Consider the following 19,447-nt stretch of genomic DNA (forward strand, 5'->3'; position numbering starts at 1 on the left):
GAAGGACATGCGAAAACTTTTTGAGAATTCAAAGCAAGCATTTTTAATCACAATGACAATGTTCGTTTTATGTGGTTTTATATACCCATTTGCAGTAACTGCATTAGCTCAAGGGTTATTTCATCATAAAGCAAATGGTAGTTTAATAGAAGCAGATGGTGAAGCTGTTGGTTCAGAATTAATCGGTCAAGCTTTTACTGCACCGGAATATTTCTGGGGGCGTGTCTCCTCTGTTAATTATAATGTCTATACGAAAGAGGATACGATACCAGACGAAAATGGCCAGGTGAACTATAGTGGTGTTAGCTCTGGAACGTTTAACTATGCACCATCCAATCCAGAATTAAAGAAACGGATAGAAGCAGATATCGAGAAGTTTTTACTAGCAAACCCATCCGTAAAACGACAAGACATACCCGCTGATTTAATGACCGCTTCAGGCTCAGGTTTGGATCCGCATATTAGTGTGAAGGCTGCAGAATTACAAGTCGATCGAATTGCCCAAGCAAGTGGGCTTGCGAAGGATGAGATTGAAAAAATTATAGCAGCAAATACGGAAAAACGGACGTTGGGAACTTTTGGAGAAAATAAGGTAAACTACCTAATGGCCAATCTAGATATTATAAAAAAAATGGATGAGAAATAGGTTCATCACCAAAAGTTAGGGATGACATTTGTTAATAAGTTTACCATGTATATAAGTTGATTGGAGTGGAGGCTGGGCGACTCCTCGGGGATCAGCGTCACAGATGAGACCCTGCAGCGAAGCGAAGTGGCTCATCGGACGCCCCCAGGAAATCGCCCAGTCGGAACGGAAATCAACCCTACGTTATTATGATGAGCAATAGGGGGATAAAAATTTAACAAATAAAAACAGGTAGAGAAAAGCTTCTTAGTTTTCTCTACCTGTCGCTATAAATAAATTAAGCTTGTGAATTTACAAGGATTTTAATATGATTTTTTTCTTTCATTAGTGCCTCGAAGCCTTCTGTTACGACTTCAGCAAGAGTAATTCGTTTCGTTACAAGTTTTTCAGCAGGGAAGTAACCTTGTTTCATTAATTCCATAACGGCTGGGAAAATATCGCGATAAGCAATAATCCCTTTTACAGAACGCTCTGTCAGTACGATATTGTTTGGCAGAATAGAAGCTTCAGTTTCCCAAATAGAAACGATAATTGTTTCTCCTTCAAATGTTGTAGAATCAATAGCTTGCTGTAATACTACAGGAACACCTGTTACTTCAAATGCAACATCTACGCCACCATTTGTTAATTCATGTAGACGAGCTACTGCATCCTCATCTTTAGGATTAATAACGGCCGTAGCGCCAAGTTCTAATGCTTTAGCAGCACGCTCTGCGGAAAGCTCTACCGCATAAATTTCGGCTGCTCCAGCTGCACGTAATGCCTCGATTACAAGAAGACCGATTGGCCCAGTACCAAAGACAGCTGCTGTATCGCCAGCTTTTAGTTTGCTTTGACGAACTGCATGTAATGCTACTGCCGCTGGTTCAACAAGTGCACCTTGTTCATAGGAAAGCCCCTCAGGCATTTTATGTACCATTTTTTCATCTACCATTGTATATTCAGAGAAACCTCCGCCACCGCCAGAAAGACCGTGGAATCCTAGGTGCTTACAAATATTATATTTCCCTTTTTTACAAGCAGCACATTCGCCACATGCAAGAATAGGTTCTACAACGACAGGATCTCCAACTTGTACCTTTGTAACGCCTTCGCCAACTTCTACTACTTCACCAGAGAACTCATGTCCCATAACAATTGGCGCAATATCTTTACTGACATAGTGAGGTTGTTCCACAGGAATGAATATTGGGCCAGCTGCGTATTCATGTAAATCACTACCACAAATCCCTGTCCAATGTACTTTAATTTTTACCTTTCCAGGTGAAATTACTGGTTCTTCAATGTTTTCTACACGGATATCTTTTGCTTTATACCATCTTGCTGCTTTCATAATAAGTCAACCTCCTCTAGTATCTTACATTTTCATCGTAACATATGGTAATTCTTCAAAGCATTAGTTAACAATAAATTGACATAAAAAATACTAATTCTTGGATTTTTCCAATAGCATTATAGTGCTATCCGCTTGTCGACAAAATAATAAATATAAAGTGTATCAAAAAACAAAGGTTAGCGCTTTTTTTATTGCATATTCACAGTATTTCGAGTAACTTTGATAAGGGCTTCGCTACAGCTATGATAAAAATATACAATTATGTTCATGCTTTAGATAATAGGACGTTAATATACCTAAAAGTTGAATCATGATACAATGAGAAAGATGTTAGGAGGAACGAATTATGTCAAAATATACTGATTATAATTTTCAGCCATTTTTGCAGGACGCAATTGCAAAACTTGGCTTTACAGAACCAACGCCGATTCAAAAGGAAATCATTCCGCTACTATTAAAAGGAAAGAGTGCAATCGGACAAGCGCATACAGGGACGGGAAAAACACATAGTTTTTTAATTCCTATTGTGCAACGAATTAATGCTGACAAGCAGGAAGTACAAGCTGTTATTACGTCACCTACACGTGAGCTTGCACAACAAATTTTTGATGCATTAAATCAATTAATTGAAGGAACAACTATTCAAGCGAAACTATTTATTGGAGGTACGGACAAGCAACGCTCCATTGATAAGTTAAAAACGCAACCACAAATTGTTGTCGGAACGCCAGGACGTATTCGTGATCTCGTTTCAGCGCAAGCGTTATTTGTGCATACGGCACCAATTTTAGTTGTCGATGAGGCAGATTTAGCCTTCGATATGGGCTTTATAGAGGAAATCGATGGTTTTGCTTCCCAAATGCCAGAAAACCTTGAAATGTTTGTATTCTCAGCAACAATTCCAGAAAAGCTTCAGCCTTTCTTAAAAAAATATATGGAAGCACCTGTTCATGTCCATATGAACGATAAACGCCCGGTCGCAGAAGGAATTGACTTTGTGCTTGTACCAGTGCGTTCTAAATCACGTAACAAACGTTTGTTGGAAGTCATTGAAGGAATCAATCCGTTTTTAGCGGTAATTTTCACTAACACACGTAAAACAGCAGAGCACGTTGCTGGCTACTTAAATGAAAACGGGATTCGCTGTGGTCAAATACATGGTGACTTAAGTCCACGTGATCGTAAGAAGATGATGAAGCAAATTCGAGAATTGGACTATCAATATATCGTTGCAACAGATCTTGCGGCACGTGGTATCGATATTCAAGGAATTTCACATGTCATTAACTACGAAATTCCAGAGGACTTAGAATTCTTTATTCATCGTGTGGGACGTACAGCGCGTGCAGGGAATAAAGGAACTGCTATCACGTTGTTTGAGCCATCAGATGAGGATGCAGTAGTACGTGTTGAGAAAATGGGTATTCCATTTGTTCAAAAAGATGTAAAAGATGGCGAATGGACTGAACTAAAAGATCGCCATGCACGTAAAAATCGTGTGAAGCATGAAAATGAAATCGATGCGAAAGCAAAGTCATTAGTACGTAAGCCGAAAAAAGTAAAACCAGGCTACAAACGTAATATGAAATGGGAAATGGAAAAAATTAAAAAACGTGAACGTCGTTTAAAAGCTCGCGGTAAAAAATAAGGAGGCATTCAAATGCTACTTGGATCGCATGTTTCAATGAGTGGAAAAGAAATGCTGCTCGGATCAAGTAAAGAGGCCCTTTCATATGGGGCAAATACCTTTATGATTTATACAGGTGCACCGCAAAACACTCGTCGTAAGGCAATTGCTGACCTCAATATTATGAATGGTTTATTACACATGAAAGAGCATGGGATGACGAATATTGTTGTCCATGCTCCATACATTATAAATATTGCGAATACAGAAAAACTCGAAACTTTCCGTCTAGGCGTAGATTTTTTACAGTCGGAAATCGAACGAACTGCAGCGTTGGAAGCAACACAAATTGTTTTACATCCGGGTGCTCATGTAGGTGCGGGAGCAGACGCAGGGATTGCCAAGATTATTGAAGGTTTAAATGAAGTACTATCACAGGATTACCCTGTACAAATCGCATTAGAGACAATGGCGGGGAAGGGAACTGAATGTGGTCGTTCCTTTGAAGAACTTGCTAAAATTATAGATGGTGTAACACATAACGAGCGTCTTTCAGTATGCTTTGATACATGCCATACTCATGACGCTGGTTATAATATAGTAGAAGATTTTGATGGCGTCTTAAATGAGTTTGATAAACTAATAGGTGTTGATCGTATCAAAGTCCTGCATATCAATGATTCAAAAAATGTCCGTGGTGCAGGAAAAGACCGTCACGAAAATATTGGCTTTGGTCATATTGGCTTTGATGCATTAAAAAATATTGTGCATCATCCACAATTAATGGAGGTTCCTAAAATCTTAGAAACACCATTTGTTGCTTTAAATAGTGATGCCAAATCAAAATCGGCTCCTTATAAACATGAAATTGAAATGCTTCGTAATGGAGAGTTTAAACCAGAGTTAATCGATGCTCTAAGAGGATAGAATAAAAAGCCCGAAATCAGCGGTATAGTTGCTGATTTTCGGGCTTTTTTTATTTTCATGGTGATGAGATGAATGCTGATGCGATCCTTTATTTCAATGGGTGTCTAAACACATACTAAAATAGAGGAACTCAGTCTAAGAACGCCACGTCCTGTGGCAATTTATCTGTGCGAAAGCGAAGCGACAGCGGCAATTACGCCTGGAGAAATTGATTATTTCGTAAACAATGCAATTAGTTGTCTGGAACGCTTTCTACCTAAAACAGCTTCTACCTCTACAAGAATATCTTTTGGAATACCTAAAAAGAGCCACGTAAATGAGAATTGCTCCAAATAAGGACGGAGTTTTCTTACTTCAGAAGTAGTAATTTCAAATCCTTCAGCACGTGCAATCGCAACAACTTCCTTATCACTACTTTGTGTTAATTGCTGTAAAAATTGAATACTCAAAGCTAATCCTCCTTTTAAAGTTGTTTAGTTTCTTGAAACAAAAATCATTCTTGTGAACGTCGTGCTAGCTATGAAAAGCTTCACATTAATGTATTAGAATCAATGTCTATACCAACTCGAAATCGAAAACAGTAGAATAGCAATCTTATTTTCTTTACAAAAACTGTACTTTCATATATACTTACAACTTGTTAAATCGTAATGATTATGAATTAGAAAGAAGAGAACATACATGAAAAAATCATTAATTGACATTGAAAATGTGTCTTTTCAATATGACTATACGCAAGTATTAAAAAATATCTCTTTCCGTGTAGAAGAGGGAGATTTTTTAGCACTTCTTGGTCCGAATGGTTCAGGGAAATCTACATTATTAAAAATTATTTTAGGATTACTAAAACCAATGTCTGGAGAAATAAAGCTATTTGGTGAACCAAGTTCAACTTTTAAGCATCGTGAATGGATAGGGTATGTGTCACAAAAATCTAATGCCTTCAATTCGGGTTTTCCAGCAACTGTCCAAGAAGTAGTGAAAAGTGGATTATCGAAAAAATTAGGATTATTTAAAAGACCTGGACGAGATGCAAAGGAAAAAGTATTGGAAGCATTAAAAGCTGTTGGGATGGAAGCATTTATCAATCGTAATATTGGTGAGCTATCTGGTGGGCAACAGCAACGTGTCTTTATTGCAAGAGCATTAGTTAGTGAACCGAGGCTACTAATATTGGATGAACCAACTGTCGGCATTGATCATGAGAATGTGCAGTCATTTTATGATATGCTGGCGAAATTAAATCGGGAACAGGGAATTACAATGATTCTTGTTACACACGATGTTGATACAGTGTCGAATCGTATCAGTCATGTAGCATGTTTAAATCAAACTATACATTTCCACGGTTACAAAAATGAATTTGATACAATTTCTCATGATGCGCTTGATGCTTGGTATGGCCATTCAGTGAGAAAGATTCACTAGAAGGAGAAGGTATAATGATTGAAGCAATTTTTAACTATGAATTTTTACAAAATGCCTTTTTCTCTGGGCTATTAATTGGCATATTGGCACCGCTATTAGGTGTTTTTATTGTCGTTCGCAGGCTTTCGCTTATTGCTGATGCCTTGTCACATGTGACACTCGCGGGAATAGCGGGAAGCTTATATATCAGTCAATCTGTTACAGCTTTAGCAATGCTAAATCCGATTTACTTAGGCATATTGGCATCTGTCAGCGGTTCGGTTTTAATTGAGCGTCTTAGACGTTTATATAAGCACTATGAAGAGCTTGCTATTCCAATTATTATGTCAGGTGGGATAGGTATTAGTGCTATATTTATCTCGCTTGCGAGTGGCTTTAGCACGGATTTAATGAGCTATTTATTTGGTTCAGTGTCAGCTGTATCACGTCAGGATTTATGGGTAGTGGTAGGAATTGCTGCAGTTGTCATTATCTTTTTATTTATATTTTTTAAGGAACTTTTTGTTTTATCTTTCGACGAGGAATATGCTAAAGCTAGCGGTCTGCCTGCACGTTGGATTCATCTCTTATTTATGATCGTTACAGCGCTTGTTATTGCTGCAAGTATGCGCATCGTCGGTATTTTACTTGTATCATCACTTATGACGTTACCTGTGGCTGCTGCAATGCGACTTGCAAAGGGCTTTAAGCAAACAATCATTTATGCAATTGTCTTTGGCGAAACGGCTGTGTTAATCGGTTTAGTCAGTGCTTTTTATTTAGATTTAGCACCCGGTGGTACAATTGTCGTTACTTCTATCTTAATTTTGTTACTTGTAATACTAGTGAAGAAAATAGTTTTTAAAATGGCTACAAAACGGGAGGAGGTAGCGCAGTGAATGTTTCAAGAGCGTGGGAAATTTTAAAAGAAAACGGCTTTAAAAAAACAGATAAACGGGAGTTAATATTAGATATGTTTGCAGCAACAGATAAATATTTAACTGCTCGAGATTTATTAGATGTTTTGAAAAAAGATTTTCCAGGTATGAGTTTTGATACGATTTATCGCAACCTTTCAACGTTTGTGAAGCTAGGAATACTGGAGGAAACTGAGTTATCTGGGGAACGAAATTTCCGTATGCATTGTGAATCTGAACATCATCACCATCATTTTATTTGTATGGATTGCGGCAATGTTAAGGAGCTAAATCTCTGCCCTATGGAAATGCTTGGAGAAAAGCTGCCAGACTATGAAATTGAAAATCATAAATTTGAGATCTATGGTAAATGTCCAGAGTGTAAGCATGAAACTTTGTAAAATCTGACATGACAATATTTGAAGAAAGGGGTAGTTCCAAGTGAGGTTTCATTTGGAACCACCCCTTTTTTGTACAAAGGTCTTTCCCGACTATTATTGCGCATCGCTCTAATAATCTATGATTTTTGAGTGAAAGGAGATTGGTAATATGTCCGCTAGGCATTTAAAAAGATGTATTTTCTTTAATATTGAATAGAAGGTATTTGCTGCTATACGGGTATATGGCTTCTTTCTGTAAATAGTAAAAAGACGAATGATTTATCATTCGTCTTTTTATTATATTATTGATGTTTTTGTTGGAATTCTACCATAAAGTCACGTAATGCTTCACAAGCCTCTAATGGTACAGCATTGTAAGTAGAAGCACGGCAGCCGCCTACAGAACGGTGTCCATTAAGTCCAACAAATCCTGCTGCTTTTGCTTCTGCAAGGAATTGTTTTTCAAGCTCTTCATCAGCAACACGGAAAGTGATGTTCATTAAAGAACGGCTTTCAGGTGTTGCATGACCAGTATAGAATCCATTGCTATTGTCAATAGCATCATAAATTACTTTTGCTTTTAATTCATTATGCTTGGCAATATCAGCAACGCCACCTTTTGATTCTACCCATTTTAATACTTCACCTAACATATAGATACCAAAAGTTGGTGGTGTATTGTATAAAGAGTTGCTGTCAGCGTGCGTTGAGTATTTTAGCATCGTAGGAATATTTTTATTCGCTTTCTCTAACAAATCTTTGCGAATAATGACTACTGTTACACCAGATGGACCAAGATTTTTTTGAGCCCCTGCATAAATAAGACCAAATTTACTTATATCAACTGGCTTAGAAAGAATATCACTAGACATATCCGCAATTAATGGTACATTACCCGTTTCAGGGAATTCCTTCCATTGTGTACCGTAAATCGTATTGTTTGAAGTGATATGCAAATAGGCATCCTCTTCATTGAATTGAATGTCTGCTAAAGTTGGGATATTGCGGTATTTATTTTCTTTTGTGCTAGCAGCTTCTACGGGCGTACCAAATAATTTAGCCTCTTTGAAAGCTTTTTCAGACCATGATCCTGATAATACGTAGCTTGCTTTTTGATCTGCTTGTAGGAAGTTCATCGGTATCATAGTAAATTGAAGACTAGCTCCACCTTGTAGGAAAAGGATTTCATAGTTTTCTGGGATAGCATAAAGCTTTTTCAATAAAGCAATTGCTTCATTATGTACTTCGTCGAAAATGGCACTACGGTGGCTCATTTCCATAATTGACATGCCTGAGTCACGGAAGTTTACTAATTGTTGTTGGGCTTTTTCTAATACTTCTAGTGGTAGGGCAGAAGGGCCTGCGTTAAAATTGTATGCTCGTTGTGTCAAAGTGGTACACTCCTTGTTTGTTTTATAAGGTTAAACCTTAATCATAGGGTTTTTAGTCCCTACTAATTTGAATCTATCGGGCTTTTACAATCAGTTCATAGTCATCTAGCAACTTTATATATATAGGTAATAGATTAAGCGGAATACTGACCGTTAAAAGCACTTTACTGGATTATAACTTAATTTTCAAGAGAAAAAATAAAATTCTCACTATTCGAGCAGAATAATGACAGGCTCGCAACAAAATATACACAATTGAGTTAAAATTCATAATAGCGTTTTGGCTTTAAATACGAACAAATTGAAAATGGATGTGTATATATGAGTTGATGTTTCGTGATTTACACGTTGCTAAAACGGTAGAATTATAAAATGTTCGTGTTTGTTTAAATGAAATCTCTTTTGCTAAATAAGTACTCGCTTGCACATTCCACTCCAGAAGGACGCTTTCCGTAGGTGTAGTCTAGGGATAGTTAGGTAGAGAGAGAGGAACAAAAAAAGCAGCCAACATTGACTGATTTCTAGCACTGATTCAGTTTTAAATGTGGTTTATATTAAAAATAATATTGGTTTACATAAAAACTAATCAAATTTCGGGCGGGGAATTATTCTAACCTACAACATAAACCAAGTAACTTTCGGTATAATGAATTGTGAATACGGATAGAAGGGGTGTTTTAAATGTTTACAATAGAAGAAGCGTGTTTAGTTGTCGTCGATGTCCAAGGGAAGTTAGCGACAATTGTTGACGAAAGTGAAGCGGTGATTGAAAATGTGGCCAAGCTGGTACAAGCTATGCAAGCTTTGGAGGTACCTATTTTATGGCTTGAACAAAATCCTAGCCGTTTAGGTGGGACAGCATTAGATATTGCTCAGCATATTCAAGGTCAACAACCTATAGCTAAAATGGCTTTTAGTGCATGCCAGGAGCAAGAGTTTGTCGATGCAATGAAGGCAAGTGGTCGTTCTCAATTTATTGTGACAGGTATCGAAACACATATTTGTGTCTACCAAACAGCTCGACAGCTAAAAGAACAAGGGTTTGAGGTTGAAGTTGTTGCAGATGCAGTGTCCTCTCGTACAAAGGCCAATAAAGAGCTAGGGCTTGAGAAGATGAAGGCACTTGGGATTTTACCAACAAGCATGGAAATGATTTTATACGAGTTACTACAACGTGCAGATCATCCACATTTTAAAACGGTGTTACGACTCGTTAAATAACAAAAAAACTCATCAGAACGATGAGTTTTTTGTTATTATGCAGGCATATCAGTCGGTGTTGGTTTTGCATAGCCTTCTTTATATGTGTTATCAATTGTTTGACGAATTTCTTTCAGGCTCATACCATCTTTATGCATTTTTGCAGACTGTACAGCAATTTCTAGGCAAACGAGACAACGAGTACCGTGATCATCCCAAACAATTGTGCCATCCTTACGTTTTTCCTCAATAAAGCAGTTTAAATTGCTTTTATGTCCGGCTGATTCGCCACATCCACAATAACATGGCATCCATTCTAAAATTTCTGTAGACTGACCAGCAATTTGATACACTAAACGAATATCTTCTGATTTATTATTTAAAAACGATGGTAAAACATCAGCAGAAGCAGTTTCCTCCTGAATATCTCCAGAAGCATGTCCATGTTCTTCATGTGAAGCTTCTTTTTGCGCTTCATTCTGATTTTTTTCAACAGCCTGATGATCTTCACCACAAGCACTTAACACTAATAACGACAAAGTAAAAATAGATAGTAGTTTTTTCAACAAAAGCGCCTCCTACATGTTTACAATACTTCCATTATAACATCGTTCGTTTTAGGATTTACAAGAAGCGCTAGCAAAAATTAATGAAATATATCTAATCCGCGTGTTTTGTTCATTAAAAGTTCCATTTTCTCACTCAGTAATTTTTTCATGAAGAAACCAAATAGAATGAAAATGAGCCAGAAGAAAGATAAAAAGGCAAGATCAATCCAGACCTTTGACCAAATAATACCACCAACTGCCTCTCGCATCATTCCAATCGCATAAGTGAACGGAAGAAATGGATTTATCATTTGGAAAAACTTGGGTAGCAATTCTACAGGATATGTGCCACCGGAACCGGCAATTTGCAACACTAACATAACAATGGCTAACGCTTTTCCAACATTTCCGAATACGGATACTAGCGTATAGACAACCGTAATGAACACTAAACTAATAAATAGCCCAAATGGAATAAAGAAGTAAGGAGCACTAATTGACCCATCTAAAATAACAATATCTCCTATTGTAATAATGAGCGTTTGAATAAATGAAAAAGTTGCAAATGTTAATAAACGTCCAAAGTATATTTGGCGAATACTATATTGATTATTGTCGTGAATATCTACAGATAAAAGAGAAATTAATAATAAACAACCAACCCAAATGGAAAGCACAGTGTAAAAAGGTGTCATAGCTGTTCCATAATTAGCAATTGGAAACATTCTATGTTCCTCAAGCTTAATAGGCTCCTCAAAGAAATCTCGCTCGGCGTTAACGTCGTTTTTCAATAATTGAACGATTTCAGAAATATCAGCTTCGCTTTCTAATTTTCTTAGTTTGTCTGCAAGATCTTTAATTTTTGTACTTAAAGCAGGAAAATCTGATTGTACTGTACCAATTGTCTTATTAGCTGTTGCTAACATATTTTTAGCATTTGTTAAACGATCTGTAGCCTGAGGCAGTACACTTTTTACTTTTGTTAGCATGGTTGATGCATTTGTTAACGTATTTTTTGCAGAAGTCAAGGTCGTATGAATTTGTGGTTCTAGATGATCGTTATAATTAGTAAGAAATTGATGAAGATTGTTAGAAGCATTTTGTGCAACATTTTGAACATCGGCAAGATCTTTTTTGATTGTTTCGACATCAATATTATTTAATTGCTGTACTTTATTTGAGGCGTCCGTTAATAAAGTATTCAGCTGATTTAATGCTGTTAAAGAGCTTAAAGAATAATCAGTAAAACTAGGATTTGCCTGTAAATCTCCACGGATAGCTTCAAGCTGTTCAATAATTTTATTATTTGTTAGCAAAGTCTTAACATCTTCAGAATTGTTTTGCTGTAGGGCCGTCAGGATGTTTTGCACCTTGTTTTCAAGCTGTTTACGAGTCGAAGCATCAGCTTGTGTTAATTTTTGAAGTGCTTCGAGTGTTTGGATGCTAGAGTTTACTTTATCACGGGATGCATCCAGTTGATTTTTAATCGTATCCTTTATTTGTGCAATGGTAGCTGAATCTACATTAGCATTTTGTATTTTCCCTATTATATCTGTAAATCGTTGGGCAATATTTTGTACAGTTTCTAGATCTTTTTTTATGATAGGGGACAACTGGTTGAACAATGTATCAGCTTCATTAATCAATTTTAAGCCTGAGTTGATAGTTGTTAGACCATCATTTGTTAATTTTTCAACCTCAGGAACTTGGGTAATCGTGTGGTTCAGTAAAGTCTCAGCTTCTTTTCCACCTTTAGCGGTTTTTGCTAAAAATGTTCCGATATCAGGAAGGTTATGTTCGATTGTAAAAATGTAATTTTCGAATTTCTTAAAATCTGGAATTTCCTTTTCCATCTCCACACCGACCGTATTAAAAATAGAAAAAAGTGTTCCGCTGACAGTTGAGATAAACTCACTAGAAACCTGTTGCGTCAGTCCGCTTGCACCTTTACTTGTAATTTTGGGTGCGATTGGATTTATTTTTTCATTTACATAATAATCGATATGCGCTTTAGTAGGCACATTTGATATTATAGAGGTCAGTTTTTGAGAAAAATCACTAGGGACAACAATAACCGCAAAATAGTTACCGTTTTTTAAATTATCAATGGCTTGTTCATGAGAGGTAAATTCCCAAGTAAAGTTTTGATTGGTACTTAAATTGTCTACTACCTCGTTACCGACATTAATATCTTCTCCTCTAACATTCGCTCCTGTGTCTTCGTTGACAATAGCAATTTTCATGTTGGCTGTATGAGCATAGGGATCCATAGAGGCATAAATATTGAGCCACGCATAAAGAGAAGGTAAAAAAATGAGTCCACCAATAATGACAGCAACTACCCAGTTTGTTAAGATATTATGGATATCACTTTTATAAATTTGAAAAATATTTCGGATAGTGTGTTTCATATTAACCACTCCATATTCGTATTGAGCATTATATATGTATGTTCCCAAATTTGGGCCAGATTATGTTTGAATTATGGAAAAACTTATTTTCGAAGACTTATTAGTTTACTAGGTTTTAAAAACACTTTATAATCAATCGCGAATACACTAAAACTAGGATTTTTTGGTGTAAAAAAGGAGGAACACATTCCCATGAAAAAACTACTAATTATTGGCTCGGTAATTGTTTTGTTATTTGCAGTAATTATTGTGCTAACAAAAGTCTCGAACAATAGCAAATTAGAAAACGCAGAGAAACTTTATGGCGACAAAGAACTAAAACAAGAAACAATTGATCAATTGGATGATAAAAATTACCAAAATATTATGTTGCCTGACGAGCTTGAAAAAAAAATAAAAGCTGGTGAAGATGTAAATGCTTATTTCTTCAGTCCAACATGTATGCACTGTAAAGCTTTTACACCTGAGTTAATGCCTATTGCCAAGGAGCTTGGTGTTGATATTGCCCAATTAAATGTTTATGAATACGGAGAATTAGGGGATAAATATAACATTGAATACACACCAACATTCATTCACTTTGAAGGTGGTAAAGAGGTTCAACGTTTTGTAGGTGCCTTATCAGAAGAAGATTTACGTACATTTTTAAATAAAGAAGTATTAAAAAAATAAGTAAAGCGGAGACTGGATCAAAAGTTATTTTTGAACAGTCTTTTTTTAATTTCTAGTTAAATCCTCCGGACGTAATTATGCCGAGGCATAATTGAATTTTGTAGTGTATACTAAATATACTGAAGAGTTGTACATTGGAGGAAGATTGAATGACAATGGATGATTATTTTTATAATGGTGAGCTAATGAAGTGTTATGAGGCGGCTAAACAAGTTACAGATGAAAATGAGAAAGTGTTAGCTGATAAATATATTAAATTATTAGAAGAGTACGATTTTGCTAGCTATCCAAAGTCTGCACTGGTTGTTGAAACTCAACATGCAGAACGAGCGGATGAAAGTTATCCTGAATCGGATACCGTAGTCGAAATTCGTGCGATAAAAGATGAAACAGAGTTTTCAAAGCGTATTAAAGAGCTTGAGGATGTAGCAACAACAGGTACTTCAAATGAGAAGGCACAATCATATTTTACACAAGGTGAACTGTTTTTGTTTGCACATCATTACAATGAGAGTGTCCATTGTTTTAGACAAGCAGTAAAAGAAAACCCTAACAAGGCGTTATATTGGGGCATCACAGGTCAAACTATGCATCGCTTTGGGTGGTTGCCATTTGATGCACTTGGCTACTTAGAGCAAGCTATTAACTTGGATCCAAAAAATGCGCGTTGGAAATGGAATAAAGCACTTGTTCTTATTCAATTAGCGAAGGATTTGCAGATGGCACCGTTTATGGCAAATGCTGCGATTACATTAGAAGAGGCAATAGCTGATTGTGGCGAACATCAGCGTTCCTTAAAAGATGCTATCCAAAATACGATAGATAATATGGATAGCTATGTATTTTCATAAAAATTATTAGATGTCTCAATAAGTTGAGGCATCTTTTTTATTTTAATTCAGCACATGTTTTTTGTAGTGATACTTTTTATCTCGAAAAAGCCTGATAAGTGAAGATTAATATTCAGTGTAGGATGAAGAACCCCTCCTACTGATTGAAGCTTCACTTTATTTTAATATTTAGTCCTAAATTTTTATTTTTATTTAGTTGAAAAGTTGGTTCTTAGTGTTAGTTTTATAGTATAATTATCCTAAATACATCGATAAAACAGTATATGGAAGGAGATTATTTAGAGATTAAGAAGGGGTGTTATGATGTGGAAATTTAATGAAGATTTTTCATTTGTGAAGCAGGGCATTCAATTTATCCTATTATCACTGGTGTTATTAATCGTAATTGATTTGGGTAGTGATAAATTTTATTGGATATTTGGAGAGAACAATTATGTAACGCTTCATTTAATGATGGAAATGCTTATTACTGTAGTGACAATGTCTATTTCGATTCAGGCATGGTTAATTACGCCTTATATTTTATCGAATAAAGTCCTCTATGCTGGGTCATTATTTTTAACGATTAGCTTATTAGAAATGGCTCACGCACTTTCCTATAAAGGAATGCCATTTTTTATTACTGAAAGTACGCCGTATGCATCAACATGGTTTTACATGTTTTGTCGATTACTATTATCGATTGGTTTTCTCATTATTTTTTTTATAAAGGAAAAGGAAATAAAATCGATTTATCGTTGGTTTATTTATAGCTTACCGTTTGTAATAATCACTGGTTGTTTTGTCGTTATCTATGCCCCAACGCCTATATTGCCACCACTTTTGATAGAAAGTGAAGGTCCCACTGTTTTAAAAAATACTTTGCAATATATAGCTGTAGCTTTCCATTTGGTGATTATGGCTCTATTACTTCTAAAGTTTAAAAAAGCACCTAAAATTATATTTTTATTATTATGTAGTTCGATTTATTTAATAATGAGTGATTTTCTTTATACCATGTATCAAGATGTTTCTGATATTAAAAACTTCATAGGACATATGTTTGAGTTAGGTGCATCTTATCTTTTATTTAGAGCTATTTATTTTTCATCTATTGAAAAACCTTTTCAGCAGTTAGTTGATACACAAGAGCATTTAGAAAAATCTCGTGAAAAGATGCATCATATGGCTTACCATAATGAGATTACGAATTTACCAAATGAACGTTTTTTAATGGAATCATTAAAGAGAGAGTTATACATATCTAAATCCCAAAAGGCAATTCTTGCTATCGGTATAGAAAGAATTGCTGCTATTAAAGCGTCTTTAGGTAGTACATATGCAGACCAAATGATAAGTCTAATCGCGCAAAGATTGAAAAATGTTTTACCAGAAAAGTATTTACTATGCTTACTAAGAGAAGATTATTTTGTCGTTTATATTGATCAGGTGAATGATACCCATCAATTGACGCAGCTAAGTCAAAAGCTCCAACTTGTCATGGAAGAATCATTTCAAGTACAACATTTTTCTCTCAATAGTCAATTAAATATTGGTATTGCTTTATTTCCAACTGATTCTTATAGGGAAGAGGAACTTATTAGATTTGCATTTTATGCCATGCACGAAGCACAGAAAACGCCAACACGCATTAGGTTCTATGAGTCTTCAATATCTAATGAAACGACAGAACGACTTTTATTAGAAACTGATTTACATGATGCATTAGCGAAGCAAGAGCTTTTTTTAGAATATCAACCACAACTAGATTTACATACGGGTCAAATTAAGTCAGTAGAGGCTTTAGTTAGATGGCAGCATCCAAAAAAGGGGTGGATTTCGCCGGGAGTCTTCATTCCAATTGCTGAGGAATCGGGATTAATTATACCTATAGGACAATGGGTACTAGAAACAGCATGTAAACAAGTAAAGAGTTGGGAAGCAGCTGGATTGCCACCGATTAAAGTGGCAGTCAATCTGTCATTAGGTCAACTTTTTCAGCAAAATTTAGTTGAAATAATTCACGATGTTCTTGAGAAAACGCAATTAGAGCCAAAATATTTACAGCTAGAGATAACAGAAAGTATGACCATCAATATTGATCATATGACGACGATTTTACACAAATTGAAGGCGCTTGGGATTACGATCGCTGTAGATGATTTTGGAACGGGCTATTCGTCATTATCTTATTTGAAGGATTTTCCTATAGATTGTTTAAAAATCGATCGGTCTTTCGTTCAGAAAATACAATCGGACTCTACAGATAAGGCACTAGTTGACATGATTCTCTCTATGGCAAAGCATCTACAGTTAAAGGTAGTTGCAGAAGGAATAGAAGAGATAGAACAGCTATCATATCTAATAGACAGCAAATGTGATACTGTACAGGGCTTCTTATTCAGCAAACCTGTACCTCCGCATATTTTACAGGAGAACTATCAATCGCTTCACAATGATGCAAAGTCTATTTTAGATTCAATTACTACATCTGAAGTATAAAGTGTTCATGCAACATCCTTGTTTCATCTTATAACAAGGATGTTTTTTTGTTTGCTATGTAAAACTATGAAAGCCTACATTGTAGACCTAAACGTCAACCGTTTCTTTCTATTCTACAATCATGGTATGATAGTGGGGAAATGATTTGTAGATATAAAGGACGGGTTTTTTGATGGCACAAGAAGTCGCAAATAAATTTATTGAAAATGTATGTAATCATTTAGTGCGCAATATGAATATTACGAAGATTGAGGAGCACTTTAAAGAAGTAATAGAGATGCAGCGTAAATCGGCACAGTCTCAAATTGATTTTTGGGATATGTTAATGATGAATATGCTGTATTTTACTGAAAATGAGCAAGTTTGGGAAAACGAATTTCTGAAGATGCTTGAAAAGAAAGAGTGGTTAAAGGCCACTGTACTTGAGGAAGAGCTATTGATGCATCAAATGCGTATTCGTCAGCAGGTCGCGGAACAAATGGATGCCGCTAAAGAATTGTTTCATAAACAATATGTGACAGACAATGTGACAGAGGAAGATATTGTTTACGATTATGCTTATAGCTCTGCTGGACATTCAATGCGCATAGATTTATTAACGGTACTTGCCTCAACTCCAGAGCAATCAAAAGTGCTATTTAACGCAGATCCACAAGAAACGATTCGTATAGTTAACGGCTATATTGCTTATCATACTGATGGTCTTATTAATAAGACAAAGTTAATATAGTTTGGCTCATTACAAAAGTTGAGATAATATTTGTTTTATGTCATGTATATAAGTCGATTGCAGTGCCTTAGAGCGAGTTGAGAGAGAAATGAAGGCTAAAAGCATACGTTCTATAATAACGCTTTCGTTTATAAAAACATCGTGTTCCAAGTGTCGTATCGTACGCACCAAAAACTATTTATGATAACGAAGCAATCCTGTTTTTGTCTAGATATTTTTTGCAGTATAATAAGGTGACACTAAGTTCACCTGAAAGGAATTTTTTAATGAATACACCATTTACATTTAAACATACACAACCAACGAATATGGATCCAAATAGAAAATATCCAGCGATTTTTTTATTGCATGGAATGGGAAGCAATGAAGATGATTTACCACAGTTAGTGCAGGACTTTAAAGAGCAATGTCATATCTTTAGTTTACGTGGACCTATTACGCAAAAGCCTGGCTATGCTTTTTTCACAATCCAAGACATCGGTAAACCAGACCGTGAAATTTTCGATAAAGTATTAGTGGCTCTACAACGATTTGTGCTAGAGGCAATTGATGAATATCAAGTTGATCCACATAAAGTGTACATGCTTGGATTTAGTCAAGGAGCAGTTTTGGCACAGTCACTTGCTTTTGCAATGGGTAATTTAATTACAGGAATAGTAGCATTAAGTGGCTACACACCGAAATTCGTGACAGTGGAATATGCAATTCGCCCAATCGATCACTTACATGCATTTATTTCTCATGGTGATTATGATTATGTCATCCCGTCGCAATGGGGTACTGAAAGTAAAGAAATATTTGAGCAATTTGGAGCGACTGTGACATTTAAGCAGTATCCAGACGGTCATGGTGTTACACCAGAAAACCTACGTGACTTAACTGCATTTTTAGCACAGGAATTACAGGATAATATTCAATGAAATGAAAACCGAGACATGTAGGATGTCTCGGTTTCGTTTTTTTCTTCAGTAGATCAATCAAGCTCTATTTTGATAAGCTTCGATCTTTGTCGGTCACTGCAGTAACTGCATCGTGAATCGTTGTTTCAAAATGATTACTTTGTAATGAGGATACACCTTGAATAGTTGTCCCTCCCGGTGAGCATACCTGATCTACAAGGGCCCAAGGATGTTCCTGAGATTGTATAATCATTTTTGCACTGCCGAGTACTGCATTTGCTGCAATATCAAGAGCCATGTTTTTTGGCATCCCTTCACGTACAGCAGCACGTGCCAAAGCGTCAATATACATATAGGTGAAGGCTGGTGAAGCACCACCAATAGTTGTAAATATGGAAAATAGGTGCTCAGGGACCTCGATTATTGTGCCAACTGTTTCGAACAGTGAAATGACATGCTGTAGCTGCACATCGGATACTTCTTCACTCGCTATATAGCAGCTTGTAGAGGCACCGATAAGCGCATTAATATTTGGCATTACACGAATAATAGGGGTAATTTCAGATAGATAACCTTGAAAATATGAAATGTTTTTACCTGCCGCGATAGAAACAATGACATGGTTGTCTTGTAAATGCTTTTTCACCTCTGGTAAAACATCTGGTAACATTTGGGGTTTGACACCGAGGATAATGACGTCACAATTCGACATAATATCTTCAATAGAGCTTGCGGCTTGAATACCGTAAGAGGTTGTTAATTTTGTTGTTTTTGCTTTGGTACGATTATAGCCATAAATAAAAGTAGGATCAAAATCTCCGCTTTTACACATTCCTTTAATAATGGCCGTTGTCATATTTCCAAGGCCGATAAATCCGTATTTCACGTGGTAGACACTCCTTTATATAGTTAAAACATACACCTTAGTATAGAGTAGTTTGTTTTACTTGAATAGTAATATGCAAAGAATCAAGCCAATTAGGTTCAAATTCACGTCAGTCGGTGGTATCATAGAAGATGTTGT

General features: G+C 36.1%; 18 protein-coding genes. 12 read left to right on the forward strand and 6 right to left on the reverse strand.

Features of this window, described 5'->3' with window-relative positions; translation table 11 throughout:
* Positions 1–7: 7 nt before the first annotated feature.
* A complete protein-coding gene (kdpC, locus tag ABH966_RS20190; protein WP_370081543.1) occupies positions 8–646 on the forward strand; it encodes a K(+)-transporting ATPase subunit C in 639 nt (212 codons plus the stop codon).
* A gap of 277 nt (positions 647–923) precedes the next feature.
* Here kdpC and ABH966_RS20195 read toward each other — a convergent pair whose 3' ends face one another.
* Positions 924–1,979, reverse strand: coding sequence for a 2,3-butanediol dehydrogenase (locus tag ABH966_RS20195; protein ID WP_370081545.1), 1,056 nt, complete (start codon positions 1,977–1,979; stop codon positions 924–926).
* A 349-nt stretch (positions 1,980–2,328) separates the two neighbouring features.
* On the opposite strand from ABH966_RS20195, the gene ABH966_RS20200 reads away from it, so the two are divergent.
* Both ABH966_RS20200 and ABH966_RS20205 read left to right on the forward strand, forming a co-directional pair.
* Positions 2,329–3,630: a DEAD/DEAH box helicase gene (locus tag ABH966_RS20200; protein ID WP_370081547.1), complete on the forward strand. Its 1,302-nt coding sequence runs from the start codon at positions 2,329–2,331 to the stop codon at positions 3,628–3,630.
* Positions 3,631–3,642: 12 nt separating this feature from the next.
* Positions 3,643–4,536 carry a deoxyribonuclease IV gene (locus ABH966_RS20205; protein ID WP_370081549.1) on the forward strand — a complete coding sequence of 298 codons (894 nt, stop codon included), beginning with the start codon at positions 3,643–3,645 and terminating at the stop codon, positions 4,534–4,536.
* Between the two features lie 212 nt (positions 4,537–4,748).
* Here ABH966_RS20205 and ABH966_RS20210 read toward each other — a convergent pair whose 3' ends face one another.
* Positions 4,749–4,985 carry a Nif11 family protein gene (locus tag ABH966_RS20210; protein ID WP_053484617.1) on the reverse strand — a complete coding sequence of 79 codons (237 nt, stop codon included), beginning with the start codon at positions 4,983–4,985 and terminating at the stop codon, positions 4,749–4,751.
* A gap of 232 nt (positions 4,986–5,217) precedes the next feature.
* On the opposite strand from ABH966_RS20210, the gene ABH966_RS20215 reads away from it, so the two are divergent.
* The 3 genes from ABH966_RS20215 to ABH966_RS20225 are packed head-to-tail and all read left to right on the forward strand — an operon-like array spanning position 5,218 to position 7,261.
* Positions 5,218–5,964, forward strand: coding sequence for a metal ABC transporter ATP-binding protein (locus tag ABH966_RS20215; RefSeq protein WP_370081551.1), 747 nt, complete (start codon positions 5,218–5,220; stop codon positions 5,962–5,964).
* 14 nt (positions 5,965–5,978) lie between these two features.
* Positions 5,979–6,842 carry a metal ABC transporter permease gene (locus tag ABH966_RS20220; RefSeq protein ID WP_370081553.1) on the forward strand — a complete coding sequence of 288 codons (864 nt, stop codon included), beginning with the start codon at positions 5,979–5,981 and terminating at the stop codon, positions 6,840–6,842.
* Positions 6,839–7,261, forward strand: a complete 423-nt coding sequence (locus ABH966_RS20225; RefSeq protein ID WP_142509824.1) for a Fur family transcriptional regulator — start codon at positions 6,839–6,841, stop codon at positions 7,259–7,261. The genes ABH966_RS20220 and ABH966_RS20225 overlap by 4 nt, the downstream gene beginning before the upstream one ends.
* A gap of 281 nt (positions 7,262–7,542) precedes the next feature.
* Here the strand turns inward: ABH966_RS20225 and serC are convergent, their stop codons facing one another.
* Positions 7,543–8,631 (reverse strand): 3-phosphoserine/phosphohydroxythreonine transaminase, encoded by a 1,089-nt coding sequence (serC, locus tag ABH966_RS20230; RefSeq protein WP_370081555.1) that lies wholly within the window; start codon positions 8,629–8,631, stop codon positions 7,543–7,545.
* Positions 8,632–9,312: 681 nt separating this feature from the next.
* Here serC and ABH966_RS20235 point away from each other — a divergent pair.
* A complete protein-coding gene (locus ABH966_RS20235; protein ID WP_370081557.1) occupies positions 9,313–9,852 on the forward strand; it encodes a hydrolase in 540 nt (179 codons plus the stop codon).
* 35 nt (positions 9,853–9,887) lie between these two features.
* Here ABH966_RS20235 and ABH966_RS20240 read toward each other — a convergent pair whose 3' ends face one another.
* Complete coding sequence (locus ABH966_RS20240; RefSeq protein ID WP_370081559.1) at positions 9,888–10,397, reverse strand: PCYCGC motif-containing (lipo)protein; 510 nt, start codon at positions 10,395–10,397, stop codon at positions 9,888–9,890.
* A gap of 80 nt (positions 10,398–10,477) precedes the next feature.
* Entirely contained in the window at positions 10,478–12,790 is a 2,313-nt protein-coding gene (locus tag ABH966_RS20245; protein ID WP_370081561.1) for a YhgE/Pip family protein, read from the reverse strand.
* 192 nt (positions 12,791–12,982) lie between these two features.
* On the opposite strand from ABH966_RS20245, the gene ABH966_RS20250 reads away from it, so the two are divergent.
* The 5 genes from ABH966_RS20250 (at position 12,983) to ABH966_RS20270 (ending at position 18,444) form a co-directional block, all read left to right on the forward strand.
* Entirely contained in the window at positions 12,983–13,462 is a 480-nt protein-coding gene (locus ABH966_RS20250) for a thioredoxin family protein (RefSeq protein WP_370081563.1), read from the forward strand.
* Between the two features lie 149 nt (positions 13,463–13,611).
* Positions 13,612–14,313 carry a tetratricopeptide repeat protein gene (locus tag ABH966_RS20255; protein ID WP_370081565.1) on the forward strand — a complete coding sequence of 234 codons (702 nt, stop codon included), beginning with the start codon at positions 13,612–13,614 and terminating at the stop codon, positions 14,311–14,313.
* A gap of 300 nt (positions 14,314–14,613) precedes the next feature.
* A complete protein-coding gene (locus ABH966_RS20260; RefSeq protein ID WP_370081567.1) occupies positions 14,614–16,794 on the forward strand; it encodes a bifunctional diguanylate cyclase/phosphodiesterase in 2,181 nt (726 codons plus the stop codon).
* A 172-nt stretch (positions 16,795–16,966) separates the two neighbouring features.
* Positions 16,967–17,524, forward strand: coding sequence for a hypothetical protein (locus ABH966_RS20265; protein WP_370081569.1), 558 nt, complete (start codon positions 16,967–16,969; stop codon positions 17,522–17,524).
* 266 nt (positions 17,525–17,790) lie between these two features.
* Positions 17,791–18,444, forward strand: a complete 654-nt coding sequence (locus ABH966_RS20270; RefSeq protein ID WP_370081571.1) for an alpha/beta hydrolase — start codon at positions 17,791–17,793, stop codon at positions 18,442–18,444.
* Positions 18,445–18,508: 64 nt separating this feature from the next.
* On the opposite strand, the gene proC is transcribed toward ABH966_RS20270, so the two are convergent.
* Positions 18,509–19,309, reverse strand: a complete 801-nt coding sequence (proC, locus tag ABH966_RS20275) for a pyrroline-5-carboxylate reductase (RefSeq protein ID WP_370081573.1) — start codon at positions 19,307–19,309, stop codon at positions 18,509–18,511.
* Positions 19,310–19,447 lie beyond the last annotated feature (138 nt).

Source organism: Lysinibacillus sp. RC46 (assembly GCF_041262385.1).
Taxonomy (GTDB): Bacteria; Bacillota; Bacilli; order Bacillales_A; family Planococcaceae; genus Lysinibacillus.